The following is an 18,113-nucleotide window of genomic DNA, read 5'->3' on the forward strand; positions in this document are numbered from 1 at the left end:
ATTAAACTTTTTTAGAAAAATGTATTGACCCTTTTGTATGATCCATGGTATATTTTTATTCGTCGCTGATGACGCATCTGAAACACTGATGCTCAGACAGATACGACAAACAAACTTCAAAAAGATGTTGACTTAATAAAAACGATATGTTAAGATAATTAAGTCGCCTGATTAAGCGCCCGTAGCTCAATTGGATAGAGCGTTTGACTACGGATCAAAAGGTTAGGGGTTCGACTCCTCTCGGGCGCGCCAATAACATTTAACCACGCGGGTGTAGTTTAGTGGTAAAACCTCAGCCTTCCAAGCTGATGTCGTGAGTTCGATTCTCATCACCCGCTCCATTTTAAAAAAATGATCTTTGAAAACTAAACAAGACAAAACGCACCTGTTAATTCGAGTTTTTATAAAAAATCCTATGATACATCATAGGTAGTCAGTCAAACGCTGACGAAAAACAAAACTTCGGTTTTGTACTTTTTCGGAGAGTTTGATCCTGGCTCAGGACGAACGCTGGCGGCGTGCCTAATACATGCAAGTCGAGCGGACAGAAGGGAGCTTGCTCCCGGATGTTAGCGGCGGACGGGTGAGTAACACGTGGGTAACCTGCCTGTAAGACTGGGATAACTCCGGGAAACCGGAGCTAATACCGGATAGTTCCTTGAACCGCATGGTTCAAGGATGAAAGACGGTTTCGGCTGTCACTTACAGATGGACCCGCGGCGCATTAGCTAGTTGGTGAGGTAACGGCTCACCAAGGCGACGATGCGTAGCCGACCTGAGAGGGTGATCGGCCACACTGGGACTGAGACACGGCCCAGACTCCTACGGGAGGCAGCAGTAGGGAATCTTCCGCAATGGACGAAAGTCTGACGGAGCAACGCCGCGTGAGTGATGAAGGTTTTCGGATCGTAAAGCTCTGTTGTTAGGGAAGAACAAGTGCAAGAGTAACTGCTTGCACCTTGACGGTACCTAACCAGAAAGCCACGGCTAACTACGTGCCAGCAGCCGCGGTAATACGTAGGTGGCAAGCGTTGTCCGGAATTATTGGGCGTAAAGGGCTCGCAGGCGGTTTCTTAAGTCTGATGTGAAAGCCCCCGGCTCAACCGGGGAGGGTCATTGGAAACTGGGAAACTTGAGTGCAGAAGAGGAGAGTGGAATTCCACGTGTAGCGGTGAAATGCGTAGAGATGTGGAGGAACACCAGTGGCGAAGGCGACTCTCTGGTCTGTAACTGACGCTGAGGAGCGAAAGCGTGGGGAGCGAACAGGATTAGATACCCTGGTAGTCCACGCCGTAAACGATGAGTGCTAAGTGTTAGGGGGTTTCCGCCCCTTAGTGCTGCAGCTAACGCATTAAGCACTCCGCCTGGGGAGTACGGTCGCAAGACTGAAACTCAAAGGAATTGACGGGGGCCCGCACAAGCGGTGGAGCATGTGGTTTAATTCGAAGCAACGCGAAGAACCTTACCAGGTCTTGACATCCTCTGACAACCCTAGAGATAGGGCTTTCCCTTCGGGGACAGAGTGACAGGTGGTGCATGGTTGTCGTCAGCTCGTGTCGTGAGATGTTGGGTTAAGTCCCGCAACGAGCGCAACCCTTGATCTTAGTTGCCAGCATTCAGTTGGGCACTCTAAGGTGACTGCCGGTGACAAACCGGAGGAAGGTGGGGATGACGTCAAATCATCATGCCCCTTATGACCTGGGCTACACACGTGCTACAATGGACAGAACAAAGGGCTGCGAGACCGCAAGGTTTAGCCAATCCCACAAATCTGTTCTCAGTTCGGATCGCAGTCTGCAACTCGACTGCGTGAAGCTGGAATCGCTAGTAATCGCGGATCAGCATGCCGCGGTGAATACGTTCCCGGGCCTTGTACACACCGCCCGTCACACCACGAGAGTTTGCAACACCCGAAGTCGGTGAGGTAACCTTTATGGAGCCAGCCGCCGAAGGTGGGGCAGATGATTGGGGTGAAGTCGTAACAAGGTAGCCGTATCGGAAGGTGCGGCTGGATCACCTCCTTTCTAAGGATATATGGAGCAGCGTACGTTTTTCGTCTTGTTTAGTTTTGAAGGATCATTCCTTCAAACATGTCTCTAGCGAGACAGGATTGTTCTTTGAAAACTAGATAACAATAAGTAATACATTCACATTGAATGCAATGCAAAGTTCATCACACATAGTGATTCTTTCTAAAGTAAGAAATGGTTAAGTTAGAAAGGGCGCACGGTGGATGCCTTGGCACTAGGAGCCGATGAAGGACGGGACGAACACCGATATGCTTCGGGGAGCTGTAAGCAAGCTTTGATCCGGAGATTTCCGAATGGGGAAACCCACTGCTCGTAATGGAGTAGTATCCATACTTGAATACATAGAGTATGAGAAGGCATACCCGGGGAACTGAAACATCTAAGTACCCGGAGGAAGAGAAAGCAAATGCGATTCCCTGAGTAGCGGCGAGCGAAACGGGAACAGCCCAAACCAAGAGGCTTGCCTCTTGGGGTTGTAGGACACTCTATACGGAGTTACAAAGGAACGATATAAGCGAAGAGGTCTGGAAAGGCCCGCCAAAGAAGGTAACAGCCCTGTAACTGAAATGTTGTTCTCTCCAGAGTGGATCCTGAGTACGGCGGAACACGTGAAATTCCGTCGGAATCCGGGAGGACCATCTCCCAAGGCTAAATACTCCCTAGTGACCGATAGTGAACCAGTACCGTGAGGGAAAGGTGAAAAGCACCCCGGAAGGGGAGTGAAATAGATCCTGAAACCGTGTGCCTACAAGTAGTCAGAGCCCGTTAACGGGTGATGGCGTGCCTTTTGTAGAATGAACCGGCGAGTTACGATCCCGTGCAAGGTTAAGCAGAAGATGCGGAGCCGCAGCGAAAGCGAGTCTGAATAGGGCGCATGAGTACGTGGTCGTAGACCCGAAACCAGGTGATCTACCCATGTCCAGGGTGAAGTTCAGGTAACACTGAATGGAGGCCCGAACCCACGCACGTTGAAAAGTGCGGGGATGAGGTGTGGGTAGGGGTGAAATGCCAATCGAACCTGGAGATAGCTGGTTCTCTCCGAAATAGCTTTAGGGCTAGCCTCAAGGTAAGAGTCTCGGAGGTAGAGCACTGATTGGACTAGGGGCCCCTACCGGGTTACCGAATTCAGTCAAACTCCGAATGCCGATGACTTATCCTTGGGAGTCAGACTGCGAGTGATAAGATCCGTAGTCGAAAGGGAAACAGCCCAGACCGCCAGCTAAGGTCCCAAAGTATACGTTAAGTGGAAAAGGATGTGGAGTTGCTTAGACAACCAGGATGTTGGCTTAGAAGCAGCCACCATTTAAAGAGTGCGTAATAGCTCACTGGTCGAGTGACTCTGCGCCGAAAATGTACCGGGGCTAAACGTATCACCGAAGCTGCGGACTGTTCTTACGAACAGTGGTAGGAGAGCGTTCTAAGTGCAGTGAAGTCAGACCGGAAGGACTGGTGGAGCGCTTAGAAGTGAGAATGCCGGTATGAGTAGCGAAAGACGGGTGAGAATCCCGTCCACCGAATGCCTAAGGTTTCCTGAGGAAGGCTCGTCCGCTCAGGGTTAGTCGGGACCTAAGCCGAGGCCGAAAGGCGTAGGCGATGGACAACAGGTTGATATTCCTGTACCACCTCCTCACCATTTGAGCAATGGGGGGACGCAGGAGGATAGGGTAAGCGCGGTATTGGATATCCGCGTCCAAGCAGTTAGGCTGGGAAATAGGCAAATCCGTTTCCCGTGAAGGCTGAGCTGTGATGGCGAGCGAAATTTAGTAGCGAAGTTCCTGATTCCACACTGCCAAGAAAAGCCTCTAGCGAGGTGAGAGGTGCCCGTACCGCAAACCGACACAGGTAGGCGAGGAGAGAATCCTAAGGTGATCGAGAGAACTCTCGTTAAGGAACTCGGCAAAATGACCCCGTAACTTCGGGAGAAGGGGTGCTTCTTAGGGTGTTAAAGCCCCGAGAAGCCGCAGTGAATAGGCCCAGGCGACTGTTTAGCAAAAACACAGGTCTCTGCGAAGCCGTAAGGCGAAGTATAGGGGCTGACGCCTGCCCGGTGCTGGAAGGTTAAGAGGAGCGCTTAGCGTAAGCGAAGGTGCGAATTGAAGCCCCAGTAAACGGCGGCCGTAACTATAACGGTCCTAAGGTAGCGAAATTCCTTGTCGGGTAAGTTCCGACCCGCACGAAAGGCGCAACGATCTGGGCACTGTCTCAACGAGAGACTCGGTGAAATTATAGTACCTGTGAAGATGCAGGTTACCCGCGACAGGACGGAAAGACCCCGTGGAGCTTTACTGCAGCCTGATATTGAATGTTGGTACAGCTTGTACAGGATAGGTAGGAGCCTTGGAAACCGGAGCGCTAGCTTCGGTGGAGGCATCGGTGGGATACTACCCTGGCTGTATTGACCTTCTAACCCGCTGCCCTTATCGGGCAGGGAGACAGTGTCAGGTGGGCAGTTTGACTGGGGCGGTCGCCTCCTAAAATGTAACGGAGGCGCCCAAAGGTTCCCTCAGAATGGTTGGAAATCATTCGCAGAGTGTAAAGGCACAAGGGAGCTTGACTGCGAGACCTACAAGTCGAGCAGGGACGAAAGTCGGGCTTAGTGATCCGGTGGTTCCGCATGGAAGGGCCATCGCTCAACGGATAAAAGCTACCCCGGGGATAACAGGCTTATCTCCCCCAAGAGTCCACATCGACGGGGAGGTTTGGCACCTCGATGTCGGCTCATCGCATCCTGGGGCTGTAGTCGGTCCCAAGGGTTGGGCTGTTCGCCCATTAAAGCGGTACGCGAGCTGGGTTCAGAACGTCGTGAGACAGTTCGGTCCCTATCCGTCGCGGGCGCAGGAAATTTGAGAGGAGCTGTCCTTAGTACGAGAGGACCGGGATGGACGCACCGCTGGTGTACCAGTTGTTCTGCCAAGGGCATCGCTGGGTAGCTATGTGCGGACGGGATAAGTGCTGAAAGCATCTAAGCATGAAGCCCCCCTCAAGATGAGATTTCCCATTCCGCAAGGAAGTAAGATCCCTGAAAGATGATCAGGTTGATAGGTCTGAGGTGGAAGCGTGGTGACACGTGGAGCTGACAGATACTAATAGATCGAGGACTTAACCTATATTCTAATGTGAAAAATGAACATTGTTATCTAGTTTTGAGAGAACATTCTCTCCATCAGGTTTGGTGGCGATAGCGAAGAGGTCACACCCGTTCCCATACCGAACACGGAAGTTAAGCTCTTCAGCGCCGATGGTAGTTGGGGGTTTCCCCCTGTGAGAGTAGGACGCCGCCAAGCTTTTCATTTTATATCGTCGCGGGGTGGAGCAGTTCGGTAGCTCGTCGGGCTCATAACCCGAAGGTCGCAGGTTCAAATCCTGCCCCCGCAACCAAATTATTTTACCTATTAAATAGGGAGTACTCATTGAGTACAGCCAAAATGGTCCGGTAGTTCAGTTGGTTAGAATGCCTGCCTGTCACGCAGGAGGTCGCGGGTTCGAGTCCCGTCCGGACCGCCATTTTTATGACTTGTAAACGAAAACGTATAGTTTCGTTTTTTTTTATGTCTTTTTCTTTCAATAAGTATCCTAGATGCAATGAAACTCCTTGTGTTTGGCTACACTAAATGTGATAAGAAAAGATCATGACTTCAACAAACATCGCCTGGTTTTTTTATACCAGGCTTTCTTTATATCGTTTTTAGTTGGAACCGAGGCTCATATTCGCTACACTAATACTAACTGTGTCTGACATCATGTTTGCTCAATCAGTTGATTGTATGAAGGGGCTGTCTTTTATGGATGAATTTGATCTTATTCGCCGAATTACACCAAAAGAAACGCATCAGCGTTCTTTGGTCATGGGCATCGGTGATGATGCTAGTGTTTATCAACCTCATTCACATTGTGAAGAGGTCGTTTGTGTTGATACAATGGTAGAGCATGTCCATTTTCGATTTGATTTTTCCACACCCTTTGAGGTTGGATTTAAAGCGCTGGCAGTGAATATCAGTGATATCGCAGCCATGGGAGGAACCCCTAAGTATTATCTTGTATCAATTGCAATCCCGCCTCATGGGGATGAAGCAATTGTCGCAGCTTTTTACGAGGGAATGAAAGCATTGGCTGACAGATATCATATGGATTTAATCGGTGGAGATACAGTAGCCACCCGCAGTGACTTTGTCATCACAGTAACGGTCATTGGTGAGATTCCAAAGGGAACAGCCTGTTACCGTCATAGTGCTCAGACAGGAGACGTTGTCTTTGTCACAGGTGAATTAGGTTCATCAGCTGCTGGGCTATCCCTTTTAATGAATGAAGTAAATGCTGAACATTCGATTGACACTGCTTTTTTTCTAGAGCGACACAAAATGCCGCAGCCGCATATTGCTGCTGGCCTTATTTGTTCAAGCTTCCCCCGGGTGACCTTGAATGATGTGAGTGACGGATTAGCGAGTGAGCTGAACGAAATAGCGGAGGCCAGTCGTGTAACGCTGGAAATTGAGGCTGATCAACTCCCAAAACATCCACATCTCCCGTTGTTACATAAAGAGTGGATGGAATGGGTCTTGTTCGGTGGAGAGGATTTTGTCTTAACTGGTACGATCCCTGAAACGGATTGGAAGCGATTTGAGACGCAATGTAAAAAAGAACACATTCAGGTCACGCGTATTGGACAAGTCAAAGATGATCGAGCGTCCAGCGTTATTTTAAAAGACCATGATCAACAAACAATTTTAATGAAAAAAGGATATAATCATTTTAAGAAATGAGGTGACTCCACCATGAAGTTAACGTGGACAACAAAAGGTGCGGATGAGACGAAACGAATTGCTGCTGCCTTGGCTACACTTGTGATGCCCGGCGATGTCTTAACATTAGAAGGAGACTTAGGCGCAGGTAAAACGACTTTTTCAAAAGGTTTTGCAGAAGGCTTAGGTATTACCCGTATCGTCAACAGCCCTACTTTTACAATTATTAAAGAATATACGGATGGCAGACTGCCACTTTATCATATGGATGTGTATCGTATGGAAGATGCGGAAGAAGATATTGGACTGGGCGAATATTTTGAGGGGGAAGGTGTATGTTTGGTTGAATGGGCACATCTCATTGAACCTCAATTGCCTTCATCGTATTTAAAAATTGAAATGCTGAGAACAGAACGTGAAGAAGAACGTCATCTCACGTTTTATGCAAAAGGGGAGCGCTATGAGGACCTTTGTAAGGAGATGAAAGATATTGACCATACTGGCAATTGATACGTCAAACCATACACTCGGAATAGCTCTTGTCCGTGATGACACTGTGGTTGGGGAAAGTATTACGTACTTAAAGAAGAATCATTCAGTACGAGCAATGCCGACAGTTGAAGCACTGATGAAAGAATGCGGCGTAGCACCGAACGAATTAAGCAAAATTGTTGTAGCCAAAGGACCCGGTTCTTACACTGGCGTTAGAATCGGTGTGACCATTGCAAAAACACTTGCTTGGACGCTGTCTATCCCGATAACTGCTGTTTCAAGTTTAGAAACGCTGGCGGCAAATGCTCGATATTTTGATGGAATGATTTCTCCTATATTTGATGCAAGAAGAGGACAAGTTTATACAGGGTTATATACATTTGAAGGTGGAAAGATAAAAGAAGCGAAACCAGATCAAAATATCCTGCTCACTGATTGGCTTCAAGAGCTGAAAAAGGAAGGGAACTCTGTTTTATTTCTTGGACATGATGTGCATCTTCATCAAGAGAATGTTCTCTCCATACTTGGAGAAACTGCTGTGATCGCAGACGAGGCATTTCATAACCCAAGACCTTCAGTGCTCGCATTTTTAGGGGCAGACCGCCCTGCTGAAGATGTCCATCAGCTTGTTCCTAATTATATTCGTTTGGCAGAAGCGGAAGTGAAATGGCTTGAAGGACAAAAATAATCTCAACACAGTAGAGATGCGAAGAATGACAGTAGAGGACATCCCAGAGGTATATACGATTGAAGTGCATTCGTTTACAGCGCCTTGGAAAAAAGAGTCGTTTGTCTATGAAATTCTCCATAACCAATACAGCCATTATTTCCTCATTGAAGAAGATGGTCAGCCTGTTGGGTATTGCGGCGTTTGGATTGTCATGGATGATGCACAAATTACGAATATTGCGATTCTCCCTGAGCACCGGGGAAAAGGATACGGGGAAGCGCTGCTTCGATATGTCATGGAATTTTGCAAAGAAAAAAAGACAGATCATCTTTCACTAGAAGTGCGGGTATCAAATACGCCAGCACAATCCCTTTATGAAAAGCTAGGTTTTAAACCAGCTTCTATTCGAAAGAATTATTATACGGATAACGGGGAAGATGCATTAGTCATGTGGGTGAAGATAAATGAATGAAAAAAAAGATCGATTCATATTAGGTATAGAAACAAGCTGTGACGAAACAGCTGCGTCCATTGTGAAAAATGGGAAAGAGATCGTAGCGAATGTTGTCGCCTCACAAATAGAAAGCCATAAACGATTTGGCGGCGTGGTACCAGAAATCGCTTCAAGGCATCATGTGGAACAAATGACGATCGTATTAGAAGAAGTCATGACGCAGGCCAATATGACCTTTCAGGATTTAGACGCCATTGCTGTGACAGAAGGTCCGGGCTTAGTTGGTGCACTTTTGATAGGTGTCAATGCAGCCAAAGCATTGAGTTTTGCACAACAAATTCCGCTTGTTGGTGTTCATCATATTGCTGGACACATTTATGCGAACCAGCTCGTTGGTGAACTGGTGTTTCCTTGTTTAGCTCTAGTCGTCTCTGGTGGGCATACTGAGCTTGTTTTGATGAAAGAGCATGGGTCTTTTGAGGTCATTGGTGAAACGTTGGATGATGCGGCTGGAGAAGCGTATGACAAAGTAGCTCGGACGATGGGTCTGCCATATCCAGGAGGACCTCACATTGATCGATTGGCACATGAAGGGGAGCCAACGATTAAGCTTCCTCGAGCGTGGCTTGAAGAAGGATCCTATCATTTTAGCTTCAGCGGTTTAAAATCAGCGGTCATCAACACGTTACACAATGCGTCTCAAAAGGGCGAAACCATTGCGCCAGAGGATTTGGCTGCAAGTTTCCAAGAAAGCGTGATTGAGGTGCTGGTTGGAAAGACCTTAAAAGCGGCTGAAGCGTATGGTGTGAAACAAGTTGTTCTAGCTGGCGGGGTTGCTGCCAATAAAGGTCTTAGAGAAGCCCTTACTTCAGCATTTGCGAAGCTATCTGAAGTGAATGTCATGATTCCGCCATTGTCTCTTTGTACAGACAATGCAGCCATGATTGCTGCTGCGGGAACCATTGCATTTGAAAAGGGAATAAGAGGCGACATGGCAATGAACGGTCAACCTGGACTGCCGCTTGTCTCCTATGAATAAGAACTCCTGTGGATATACAGGAGTTTTTTCTATTGAAATGAAAGCGATTTATTCACATGTAAACGTTATATATCCACAATTGTTAGAAAATTCGTTTTAAAATGAAGAGAATGTGTATAAATGTGATCTTTTGTGTGGATATGTGATTAAAATACTGTGGATAAAGTGGATAACTTTAAAATATTTAAGAATAATCAAGATGTTATTGTGGGTATCATTGTGGATAAATATTCTCACCTTAAAAAAGAGCACCCGTTAGGGCACTCTTTATGCATCTGATAGATCTTCCCATTCCGCAAAAAGTGATTCCATCTCTTGATTGAGCGCATCATTTTCTGTTTGAATGGCTTGTACTTTCTCGTGATCTTGGAAAATAGCAGGATCACATAGAAGCTCTTCGTTTTCACCGAGCTTGTCTTCGATGACAGCGATACGCTCTTCAATTTCTTCAATTCGGCGCTGCTTTTGTCTTTCTTTCTTTTTGAGTTCTTTCTCTTCTGCATAGGAAAGTTTTGCTGTTTCTACTGGTTTTTCTGCTTGTTTTTTATGCGTCTCCTGAGTTTGGAGTGCTTCAAGCTCTAATTGTTCGTTTTTCTTTTCAAGATAGTAGTCGTAGTCACCAAGGTATTCTTTTGTTTCATTTGGTGAAAGCTCAAGTACTTTTGTTGCCAAGCGATTGATAAAGTAACGGTCATGCGAAACAAACAAGATGGTGCCTGGATAATCAATTAGTGCATTCTCTAATATTTCCTTACTGTCTAAATCAAGATGGTTCGTCGGTTCATCGAGAATGAGGAAATTGGCTTTTTGGAGCATCAGCTTTGCCAGTGCAAGTCGTGCTTTTTCTCCACCACTTAAAGCATGTACAGGCTTTAAGACGTCATCACCTGAAAAAAGGAAGTTTCCTAAACAAGTCCGAATGTCTTTTTCAGTCATATGGGGATAATCATCCCAAAGTTCATTTAACACTTTCTTGGAGGATGTCAGCTTGGCTTGTTCCTGATCATAGTAGCCAATCGTCACATGAGAACCAAAGCTGATATCGCCTTTTACTGGTTTTAACGTATCCGTTAAGGTTTTTAAAAGAGTTGATTTCCCGATACCGTTAGGACCGATGAGTGCCACGCTATCCTCCCGTTTAATATGAAAAGAGAGGGAGGAGAGGAGCGGCGTTTTTTGATCGTAACTAATATCGAGATCATGCACCTTCAGCACGTCATTTCCGCTTTGCCTCATAATATCGAAATGGAAGTTTGCGGATTTTTCATCTCCTAACGGCTTATCTAAACGATCCATCCGTTCCAGCTGTTTCCGTCTGCTTTGAGCACGCTTTGTGGTGGAGGCTCTTGCTAAGTTGCGATCCACGAAATCTTGAAGCTTCGAAATTTCTTCTTGTTGTTTTTCATACAGCTTCATATCACGCTCTAGCTGCTCAGCTTTTTGGTCAAGATACTTGCTATAGTTCCCAGCGAACTTTTTCATCGCTGTTCTTGACACTTCATATACATGGTTCACGACTTTGTCTAAGAAGTATCGGTCATGGGAAACGATAAGGATGGCTCCTGTATAATTTTGCAAATACTGCTCAAGCCATGATAAGGTATCAATATCTAGATGGTTGGTTGGCTCATCCAAAATCAAGAGTTCTGGTTTCATCAATAATAGCTTTCCAAGCGCTAGACGGGTTTTCTGACCGCCGCTTAAGGATTGGACAGTTGTATGGTCTTCAAAATGACTAAAGCCGAGTCCGTGTAAAATGGAGCGGACATCTGCTTCATATTGGTAGCCGCCTTGATCTTTAAATGCTTGCTGCAGTCTGTCATAGGTTTTCATTAGAGAATCTAATTCTGTTCCTGTGGAAGAAGCCATTTTCTCTTCTATGGTTCTCATCTCTTGTTCCATTTCTTTTAAATGATCGAAAACGGATAGTAGTTCGTCTTTTAGCGTACGTGTAGACGTCACATCTGTATGCTGTGCTAGATATCCTATGGATAGGTCTTTCGGTTTGATGATCTCACCTTGTTCGTAAGACATTTGACCGGCAATGATTTTTAAAAGCGTGGATTTTCCTGCACCGTTACGACCGACAATGGCAATACGATCCCTCGCTTTGACTTCCAATTTTATATTCGTTAAAACGGTATCAGCGCCAAACGATTTGGACAGCTGATTCACTTGTAGAATCATCATGTAACTTCACCTCTGCTATAATATGTTAAGTGTAGCTTATCAGCAGTAAACCGGCAAATCTTACATACGGCTGCCATGGTCAAATGAAAGACAGATAGGAAAAAATAGTGTATGATTTGAGTGAGGGAGCGTTGAAAGATGAGTCAATTTAGCCACTTTAACGAACAAGGAAGAGCAAAGATGGTCGACATTAGTGACAAATCGTCTACAGTGAGAACTGCCGTTGCTGTTTCAAGCGTTCGTATGATAAAAGAAGTATTTCATCAAATACAAAAGCATGACATTGGAAAAGGGGATGTATTATCTGTCGCACAGGTAGCTGGCATCATGGCAGCAAAGCAAACGTCCAGCATCATTCCAATGTGTCATCCGCTTGCATTAAAAGGTGTCGATATCTCCTTTGATTGGGAGGAAGACGGAAATGCGTACATTCTGAACATACAAGTACAGGTGAAAACAAAAGGAAGTACGGGTGTGGAGATGGAAGCGCTCACTTCTGCCTCAGTATGTGCACTGACCGTTTATGACATGTGCAAAGCAATAGACAAAGGGATGATCATCGGCCCGACCTATCTAGTAGAAAAAACAGGCGGGAAAAACGGTGATTTTCACAGAGCATCTGATATTTAAGTTGGAGGATCTTATATGAATATAGACCAGTCAAAAATTCCACAAGCGACAGCCAAACGTTTGCCGCTTTACTACCGTTTTTTAAAAAATCTGCATGCATCAGGAAAACAAAGGGTGTCATCGGCAGAGCTTAGTGATGCAGTCAAAGTGGATTCTGCCACCATTCGCCGAGATTTTTCTTACTTTGGTGCACTTGGGAAGAAAGGGTATGGCTATAATGTCGATTACCTCTTGACCTTCTTTAGAAAGACCCTTGACCAAGATGAAATGACGAATGTCATGCTCATCGGTGTCGGGAATTTAGGGACTGCTTTTTTACACTATAATTTCATTAAAAATAATAATACAAAAATTTCAATGGCTTTTGACGTCAATGAGAGTAAAATAGGAAGTGAGATAGGCGGCGTGCCTGTCTATGATTTGGATAAGCTTGAAGAGCATGTGCAAGAGGTAGGAGATATTCCTGTTGCGATTTTGACAGTGCCTGCCGTAGCAGCTCAATCCATTACAGATCGTTTGATTGCCCTTGGCATCAAAGGAATCCTTAACTTTACGCCGGCTCGATTGAATGTGCCGGAACACATTCGAATTCATCATATAGATTTGGCGGTTGAACTTCAGTCTCTTGTGTATTTCTTAAAGCATTACTCTGTTACACAGGAGGACTGACGAAAAGGGGTAAAGGGGGTGGAGCAAATGGGTCCGATCGGTCCTGGAAGTTTGGTTCTGATTGCGGTTGTTGCGCTCATTATTTTTGGGCCGAAAAAGCTTCCTGAATTAGGAAGAGCAGCAGGAGATACATTACGTGAATTCAAAAATGCCACAAAAGGTTTAGCTGATGATCAGGAAGAAAAAAAGAAAAAAGAAGATCAGTAGAATAGGATGAGCTTCATGAATGTCAAAGATATGCCGCTTATGGAGCATATTGTGGAACTGCGAAAACGTTTAGTGATCATTGCGATGTTTTTTGTCACCTTTATGGTGGCAGGTTTTTTTCTCGCTAAGCCGGTCATTGTGTATTTACAAAATACCGATGAAGCGGCCACACTGACATTGAACGCGTTTAAGCTCACAGATCCACTGTACGTGTTTATGCAGTTCGCTTTTGTCATTGCTCTTGTTTTGACGTGTCCCGTGATCTTATATCAGCTTTGGGCGTTTGTGAGTCCTGGCTTATATGAAAAAGAAAGAAAGGTGACACTTGCTTATATTCCGATTGCACTGCTTTTATTTCTGAGCGGTGTGGCTTTCTCTTATTTTATTTTGTTTCCATTTGTCGTCGATTTTATGATACGGATGTCAAATGATTTACATGTGGAGCAAGTGATTGGGATTCATGAGTATTTTACATTTCTGATGCAGTTAACACTTCCATTTGGCTTTTTGTTTCAGATGCCTGTCGTGTTGATGTTTCTCACTAGACTTGGTATCATTACACCGATGTTTTTATCAAAAATACGGAAGTATGCCTATTTTGTCCTCCTTGTCATTGCCGCACTTATTACACCGCCAGAGCTCGTTTCTCACCTCATGGTTACCTTGCCAATGCTCGTTTTGTATGAAGTGAGTATTGTCATTTCAAGAGTGACCTATCGCAAAATGCAGCAAACAGAGACAGAGGAGAAAGAAAATGATGTTGTCTCATAAAAAAGCATCGTGATCCAAATAGGGGTCACGATGCTTTTTCTATTGTGAAAGAAATTGATTGATTGCTTGAAAGAGATGCTCATAATAGGCAGGTTGATGCGGGACAAAATCATGTACACGGACCTCTCTCTTTTCCTCACGTCGCTTGCCGTCTGCATCCACTTCAAAGCCCTCGATGTTCATTTTTTCGCATTCTCTACTTAAAAGCTGCTGTGCATCCATCAACCTTGCTCTATAAAGTCCAGCAACTTCTTCTTTCTGTAGATGGACATCCATGTGCTCTTTTTGATCCATATAAAAATACACATGGCAAAACTCACGATCGGTAAACGAAGGCATATGGATTTCATCTTTAATAACACCAGCAAAGGTAAGGTTCTCAAACGAGATGGAAAGACCAAGCTCTTCTTCGACTTCTCTGATGCCATCAGAAGGCTGTTCATCTGCGAGAAGGTGGCCTGCTGCTGTGATATCAAGTAGAGAAGGGAAATCCTTTTTGGAGGGACTCCTCAGCTGAAAATAGAGAAACACTGTGTCATCTTCCTTTTTTAAAAGCCAGAAATGAAAGGTTTCATGCCAAAGGCCCTCAGCATGGATATCAGATCGAGCGGCTGTACCAATCGTTTCATGCTGATTGTTCATGATGTTCAGTTTTTCGTGTTCCATGAAAACATGACCTCCATAAAAAAACCATTTTCCAAACGGCGGAAAATGGTTTTTGCTTTATTTTTGCTGCTGTTTTTTCATTTTGACAGAAAAAGCAAACATTTTTAACGCGATATTGATATTATAGGCCGCAAACACCATCAGCAAAATGCTGTAAAATGACCACATGTCACCTGGATTTTGAATGGCCATATAGGTGAACGCCACACCTACGGCAAAATAAATAATGCCCCATACGACAGGGTTTCTCATGAGAAAAAGCCTCCAATAATCATTTGCATTGTTTGAGATTGTTCTTCAATCATTTTTCTTACTGGCTCAATCTGCACAAGGATAACGAGCGAATTCATCAGCATATGAGCACCGATGGGCACAATGATTCGTTTTGTTTTCGCATATAAAAAGGCAAATGTAAAGCCCATTGCGGTATAGAGCAAGATATGTGGGAAATCATTGTGTACAGCAGCAAAAACCACTGAACTGACAAGTGCGCCAATGAAAAAATTCGTTTTTTCATAAACCACACCAAAAATGATTTTTCGAAAAATGATTTCTTCTAATATCGGTCCAATCAGAGCGATGACGATTACAAGCCATGGAACTGCATCCATAATGGCTAAAATGTTTTGAGTATTTTCGGATTCTCGGCTAATGCCAAATGCATATTGTTCAATCGCCCCCGCAATGGATTGTGCAAAGAGGGAAAGAAAGAAACCGCCAATGATCCAAGCGATTGCCACGCCGACTGATGCCGGTGCTTCATTTCGAAGTGATGTTTTTGGCACAGTCCGAAGAATGAGCAGAATAATGATTAATCCGACACAGAAGCTAATGATTGTCCAGGTTCCTGACAATTCAGAGAGCTCTGCTTGTGTCATCGGTGTCTGAATGTATCCTAACCATTTCATAATGAACACATAAGGAATCGCAGAAACCTGCACCAATATATACGTTAAGATGATGTACCAATATTGTTTTTTCAAGTAACGAAAACCCCTTTACTAAAAGAACTAGATTTATTGTAACACAAGTCTTCTTTTTCGTTGAAAAGGAAAGAATCGGTGATAAAAAAAGATCATGAAAGCGTAAAAATTTTTAAAGGTTTTTACTTGAAATTACAGAAGACATTCTTTATTATAATAAATGTGTTAGCACTCGTTGATGATGAGTGCTAAAAAAAGACTACATATAAAAATTGAGGAGGTTGTTTCTTATGTTAAAGCCATTAGGCGATCGCGTAATCATTGAACTCGTTGAATCTGAGGAAAAAACCGCTAGCGGTATTGTCTTACCGGATTCTGCAAAAGAAAAACCGCAAGAAGGTAAAATTGTTGCAGCAGGTTCAGGTCGTGTACTTGAAAGTGGTGAGCGCGTTGCGTTAGAAGTAAACACAGGCGACCGCATTATCTTCTCAAAATATGCAGGTACTGAAGTGAAATATGAAGGAAAAGAATATTTAATCCTTCGTGAAAGCGACATTTTAGCTGTTATTGGTTAATCACATAAACAAAGATTGAGATATATTTCTAAAAAGACTGAGGAGGTTTCGTTATTATGGCAAAAGATATTAAGTTCAGTGAAGAAGCACGTCGTGCGATGTTACGTGGTGTAGATGCACTTGCAGATGCTGTAAAAGTAACTTTAGGACCTAAAGGACGTAACGTGGTTCTTGAGAAAAAATTCGGTTCTCCACTTATCACAAATGATGGTGTAACGATTGCAAAAGAAATCGAATTAGAAGATGCATTTGAAAACATGGGTGCAAAACTTGTGGCAGAAGTTGCAAGCAAAACAAACGATGTAGCTGGTGACGGTACAACGACTGCAACAGTTCTAGCTCAAGCAATGATCCGTGAAGGTCTTAAAAACGTAACAGCTGGTGCAAACCCTGTTGGTGTGCGTAAAGGGATCGAAGAAGCAGTGAAAGTAGCACTTGAAGGCTTGCACGAGATTTCTAAACCAATCGAAGGTAAAGAATCAATTGCTCAAGTTGCGTCTATTTCTGCAGCAGATGAAGAAGTCGGCAGCCTAATTGCTGAAGCGATGGAGCGTGTAGGAAACGACGGCGTCATCACAATTGAAGAATCTAAAGGTTTCACAACTGAGCTTGAAGTGGTTGAAGGAATGCAGTTTGACCGTGGATACGCTTCACCATACATGGTCACTGATTCTGATAAGATGGAAGCGGTTCTTGAAAATCCTTACATCTTAATCACTGATAAAAAGATCACAAACATTCAAGAAATCCTTCCTGTGCTTGAGCAAGTCGTGCAACAAGGAAAACCATTATTGATCATTGCTGAAGATGTAGAAGGCGAAGCACTTGCAACACTTGTTGTGAACAAACTTCGTGGAACATTCAACGCAGTGGCTGTAAAAGCACCTGGATTCGGTGATCGTCGTAAAGCAATGCTTGAAGACATCTCTGTTCTAACAGGCGGGGAATTAATCACAGAAGACCTAGGACTTGACCTGAAATCAACTGAAATTGGTCAGCTTGGCCGTGCGTCTAAAGTGGTTGTTACAAAAGAAAACACAACGATCGTAGAAGGATCAGGAGATTCTGCTCAAATCGCAGCACGCGTGAACCAAATTCGTGCGCAAGTAGAAGAAACAACTTCTGAATTCGATAAAGAAAAATTACAAGAACGTCTTGCAAAACTAGCTGGCGGCGTTGCTGTCATCAAAGTTGGTGCTGCAACTGAAACAGAACTAAAAGAACGTAAACTACGCATTGAGGATGCACTGAACTCAACTCGTGCAGCAGTTGAAGAAGGTATCGTATCCGGTGGTGGTACAGCACTTGTGAATGTATACAACAAAGTCGCTTCCATCGAAGCTGATGGTGACGTTCAAACAGGTGTGAACATCGTTCTACGTTCTCTTGAAGAGCCAATTCGTCAAATCGCTCACAACGCAGGTCTTGAAGGATCAGTCATCGTTGAGCGCTTGAAAAACGAAGAAATTGGCGTAGGCTTCAACGCAGCAACAAACGAATGGGTAAACATGATCGAAAAAGGAATCGTTGACCCAACAAAAGTCACTCGCTCTGCACTTCAAAACGCAGCTTCTGTAGCAGCTATGCTTCTTACAACTGAAGCAGTCGTAGCTGACAAACCAGAAGAAGGCGGCTCAGGCGGCGGAATGCCGGATATGGGCGGCATGGGCGGAATGGGTGGAATGATGTAACACCCCCGAAAACCCCTTGAAATATAGGGGTTTTTGTTTTGTCTATTTTTTGGTTAAGAGCGTTAAATGAATTGAAACCTTCACCGCTTTACATCCGTTAACTAAAGAAACAGTGATTTTTTGGGTTTTATCTAACATAAAGAGATGATTTTCAAAAGAAAAGCGGTGATCATATGGGCTTTACGACTTGGGTGGCGATTATTGTTGCGCTGGCGGTCGTGTTTGGATTGTTTGGATCGAAGAGGCGTGATAAATAAAGAAAGAGTTGAAAACCCACTTTCAATTAAGAAGTGGGTTTTTTGTTGTAAATACAACATTAATCAATTATACTAACTTTAGTTATTTGTTGTAAATGCAATAAAAGGAG

Annotated in this window: 15 protein-coding genes, 4 tRNA genes and 3 rRNA genes; 18 read left to right on the forward strand and 4 right to left on the reverse strand. The window is 44.4% G+C overall.

Annotated features, from left to right (window positions below; genetic code table 11):
- Positions 1–175 precede the first annotated feature (175 nt).
- The 12 genes from NSQ52_RS03070 to tsaD all read left to right on the forward strand — a co-directional run bounded on the left by NSQ52_RS03070 (position 176) and on the right by tsaD (position 9,424).
- Positions 176–252 (forward strand) — tRNA-Arg (locus NSQ52_RS03070).
- A 15-nt stretch (positions 253–267) separates the two neighbouring features.
- Positions 268–341: transfer RNA gene (locus tag NSQ52_RS03075), tRNA-Gly, on the forward strand.
- Between the two features lie 134 nt (positions 342–475).
- Positions 476–2,024: ribosomal RNA gene (locus NSQ52_RS03080) — 16S ribosomal RNA — on the forward strand.
- 182 nt (positions 2,025–2,206) lie between these two features.
- Positions 2,207–5,137, forward strand: a 23S ribosomal RNA gene (locus NSQ52_RS03085).
- Positions 5,138–5,198: 61 nt separating this feature from the next.
- Positions 5,199–5,314: ribosomal RNA gene (rrf, locus tag NSQ52_RS03090) — 5S ribosomal RNA — on the forward strand.
- The 16S, 23S and 5S rRNA genes sit together here with 4 tRNA genes alongside, the layout of an rRNA operon.
- Positions 5,315–5,331: 17 nt before the next feature.
- Positions 5,332–5,408: transfer RNA gene (locus NSQ52_RS03095), tRNA-Met, on the forward strand.
- A 49-nt stretch (positions 5,409–5,457) separates the two neighbouring features.
- Positions 5,458–5,534: transfer RNA gene (locus NSQ52_RS03100), tRNA-Asp, on the forward strand.
- Between the two features lie 278 nt (positions 5,535–5,812).
- Positions 5,813–6,790 carry a thiamine-phosphate kinase gene (gene thiL, locus NSQ52_RS03105; protein WP_281215938.1) on the forward strand — a complete coding sequence of 326 codons (978 nt, stop codon included), beginning with the start codon at positions 5,813–5,815 and terminating at the stop codon, positions 6,788–6,790.
- 12 nt (positions 6,791–6,802) lie between these two features.
- Positions 6,803–7,279, forward strand: coding sequence for a tRNA (adenosine(37)-N6)-threonylcarbamoyltransferase complex ATPase subunit type 1 TsaE (tsaE, locus tag NSQ52_RS03110; RefSeq protein WP_281215937.1), 477 nt, complete (start codon positions 6,803–6,805; stop codon positions 7,277–7,279).
- Positions 7,260–7,949, forward strand: a complete 690-nt coding sequence (gene tsaB, locus NSQ52_RS03115; RefSeq protein ID WP_061418121.1) for a tRNA (adenosine(37)-N6)-threonylcarbamoyltransferase complex dimerization subunit type 1 TsaB — start codon at positions 7,260–7,262, stop codon at positions 7,947–7,949. The genes tsaE and tsaB overlap by 20 nt, the downstream gene beginning before the upstream one ends.
- 25 nt (positions 7,950–7,974) lie before the next feature.
- Positions 7,975–8,403: a ribosomal protein S18-alanine N-acetyltransferase gene (gene rimI / locus NSQ52_RS03120; RefSeq protein WP_008344382.1), complete on the forward strand. Its 429-nt coding sequence runs from the start codon at positions 7,975–7,977 to the stop codon at positions 8,401–8,403.
- Complete coding sequence (gene tsaD / locus NSQ52_RS03125) at positions 8,396–9,424, forward strand: tRNA (adenosine(37)-N6)-threonylcarbamoyltransferase complex transferase subunit TsaD (RefSeq protein ID WP_342473907.1); 1,029 nt, start codon at positions 8,396–8,398, stop codon at positions 9,422–9,424. Before rimI ends, tsaD begins: the two co-directional genes overlap by 8 nt.
- A 267-nt stretch (positions 9,425–9,691) precedes the next feature.
- On the opposite strand, the gene NSQ52_RS03130 is transcribed toward tsaD, so the two are convergent.
- Positions 9,692–11,614 (reverse strand): ABC-F family ATP-binding cassette domain-containing protein, encoded by a 1,923-nt coding sequence (locus NSQ52_RS03130; RefSeq protein ID WP_243824929.1) that lies wholly within the window; start codon positions 11,612–11,614, stop codon positions 9,692–9,694.
- Positions 11,615–11,752: 138 nt separating this feature from the next.
- Here NSQ52_RS03130 and moaC point away from each other — a divergent pair, with 138 nt between their 5' ends.
- The 4 genes from moaC to tatC are packed head-to-tail and all read left to right on the forward strand — an operon-like array spanning position 11,753 to position 13,891.
- Entirely contained in the window at positions 11,753–12,244 is a 492-nt protein-coding gene (gene moaC, locus NSQ52_RS03135; protein ID WP_026050052.1) for a cyclic pyranopterin monophosphate synthase MoaC, read from the forward strand.
- Positions 12,245–12,259: 15 nt separating this feature from the next.
- Positions 12,260–12,913, forward strand: coding sequence for a redox-sensing transcriptional repressor Rex (locus tag NSQ52_RS03140; RefSeq protein WP_008355687.1), 654 nt, complete (start codon positions 12,260–12,262; stop codon positions 12,911–12,913).
- 27 nt (positions 12,914–12,940) lie between these two features.
- Positions 12,941–13,120: a twin-arginine translocase TatA/TatE family subunit gene (locus NSQ52_RS03145; protein ID WP_008344374.1), complete on the forward strand. Its 180-nt coding sequence runs from the start codon at positions 12,941–12,943 to the stop codon at positions 13,118–13,120.
- Between the two features lie 6 nt (positions 13,121–13,126).
- Positions 13,127–13,891: a twin-arginine translocase subunit TatC gene (gene tatC / locus NSQ52_RS03150; protein WP_096881072.1), complete on the forward strand. Its 765-nt coding sequence runs from the start codon at positions 13,127–13,129 to the stop codon at positions 13,889–13,891.
- Between the two features lie 39 nt (positions 13,892–13,930).
- Here tatC and NSQ52_RS03155 read toward each other — a convergent pair whose 3' ends face one another.
- The 3 genes from NSQ52_RS03155 to NSQ52_RS03165 are packed head-to-tail and all read right to left on the reverse strand — an operon-like array spanning position 13,931 to position 15,540.
- Positions 13,931–14,557 (reverse strand): NUDIX domain-containing protein, encoded by a 627-nt coding sequence (locus NSQ52_RS03155; protein WP_041506696.1) that lies wholly within the window; start codon positions 14,555–14,557, stop codon positions 13,931–13,933.
- Between the two features lie 57 nt (positions 14,558–14,614).
- Positions 14,615–14,809 carry a YdiK family protein gene (locus tag NSQ52_RS03160; RefSeq protein WP_017366710.1) on the reverse strand — a complete coding sequence of 65 codons (195 nt, stop codon included), beginning with the start codon at positions 14,807–14,809 and terminating at the stop codon, positions 14,615–14,617.
- Positions 14,806–15,540: a CPBP family intramembrane glutamic endopeptidase gene (locus NSQ52_RS03165; RefSeq protein WP_045034403.1), complete on the reverse strand. Its 735-nt coding sequence runs from the start codon at positions 15,538–15,540 to the stop codon at positions 14,806–14,808. Before NSQ52_RS03165 ends, NSQ52_RS03160 begins: the two co-directional genes overlap by 4 nt.
- Before the next feature lie 230 nt (positions 15,541–15,770).
- Between NSQ52_RS03165 and groES the strand changes: the two genes are divergently transcribed.
- Positions 15,771–16,055, forward strand: coding sequence for a co-chaperone GroES (gene groES, locus NSQ52_RS03170; RefSeq protein ID WP_003214120.1), 285 nt, complete (start codon positions 15,771–15,773; stop codon positions 16,053–16,055).
- Between the two features lie 56 nt (positions 16,056–16,111).
- Entirely contained in the window at positions 16,112–17,746 is a 1,635-nt protein-coding gene (gene groL / locus NSQ52_RS03175) for a chaperonin GroEL (RefSeq protein ID WP_007496015.1), read from the forward strand.
- Positions 17,747–18,113: the final 367 nt, after the last annotated feature.

The organism is Bacillus sp. FSL W8-1141, from assembly GCF_038593205.1.
GTDB lineage: Bacteria > Bacillota > Bacilli > Bacillales > Bacillaceae > Bacillus > Bacillus altitudinis.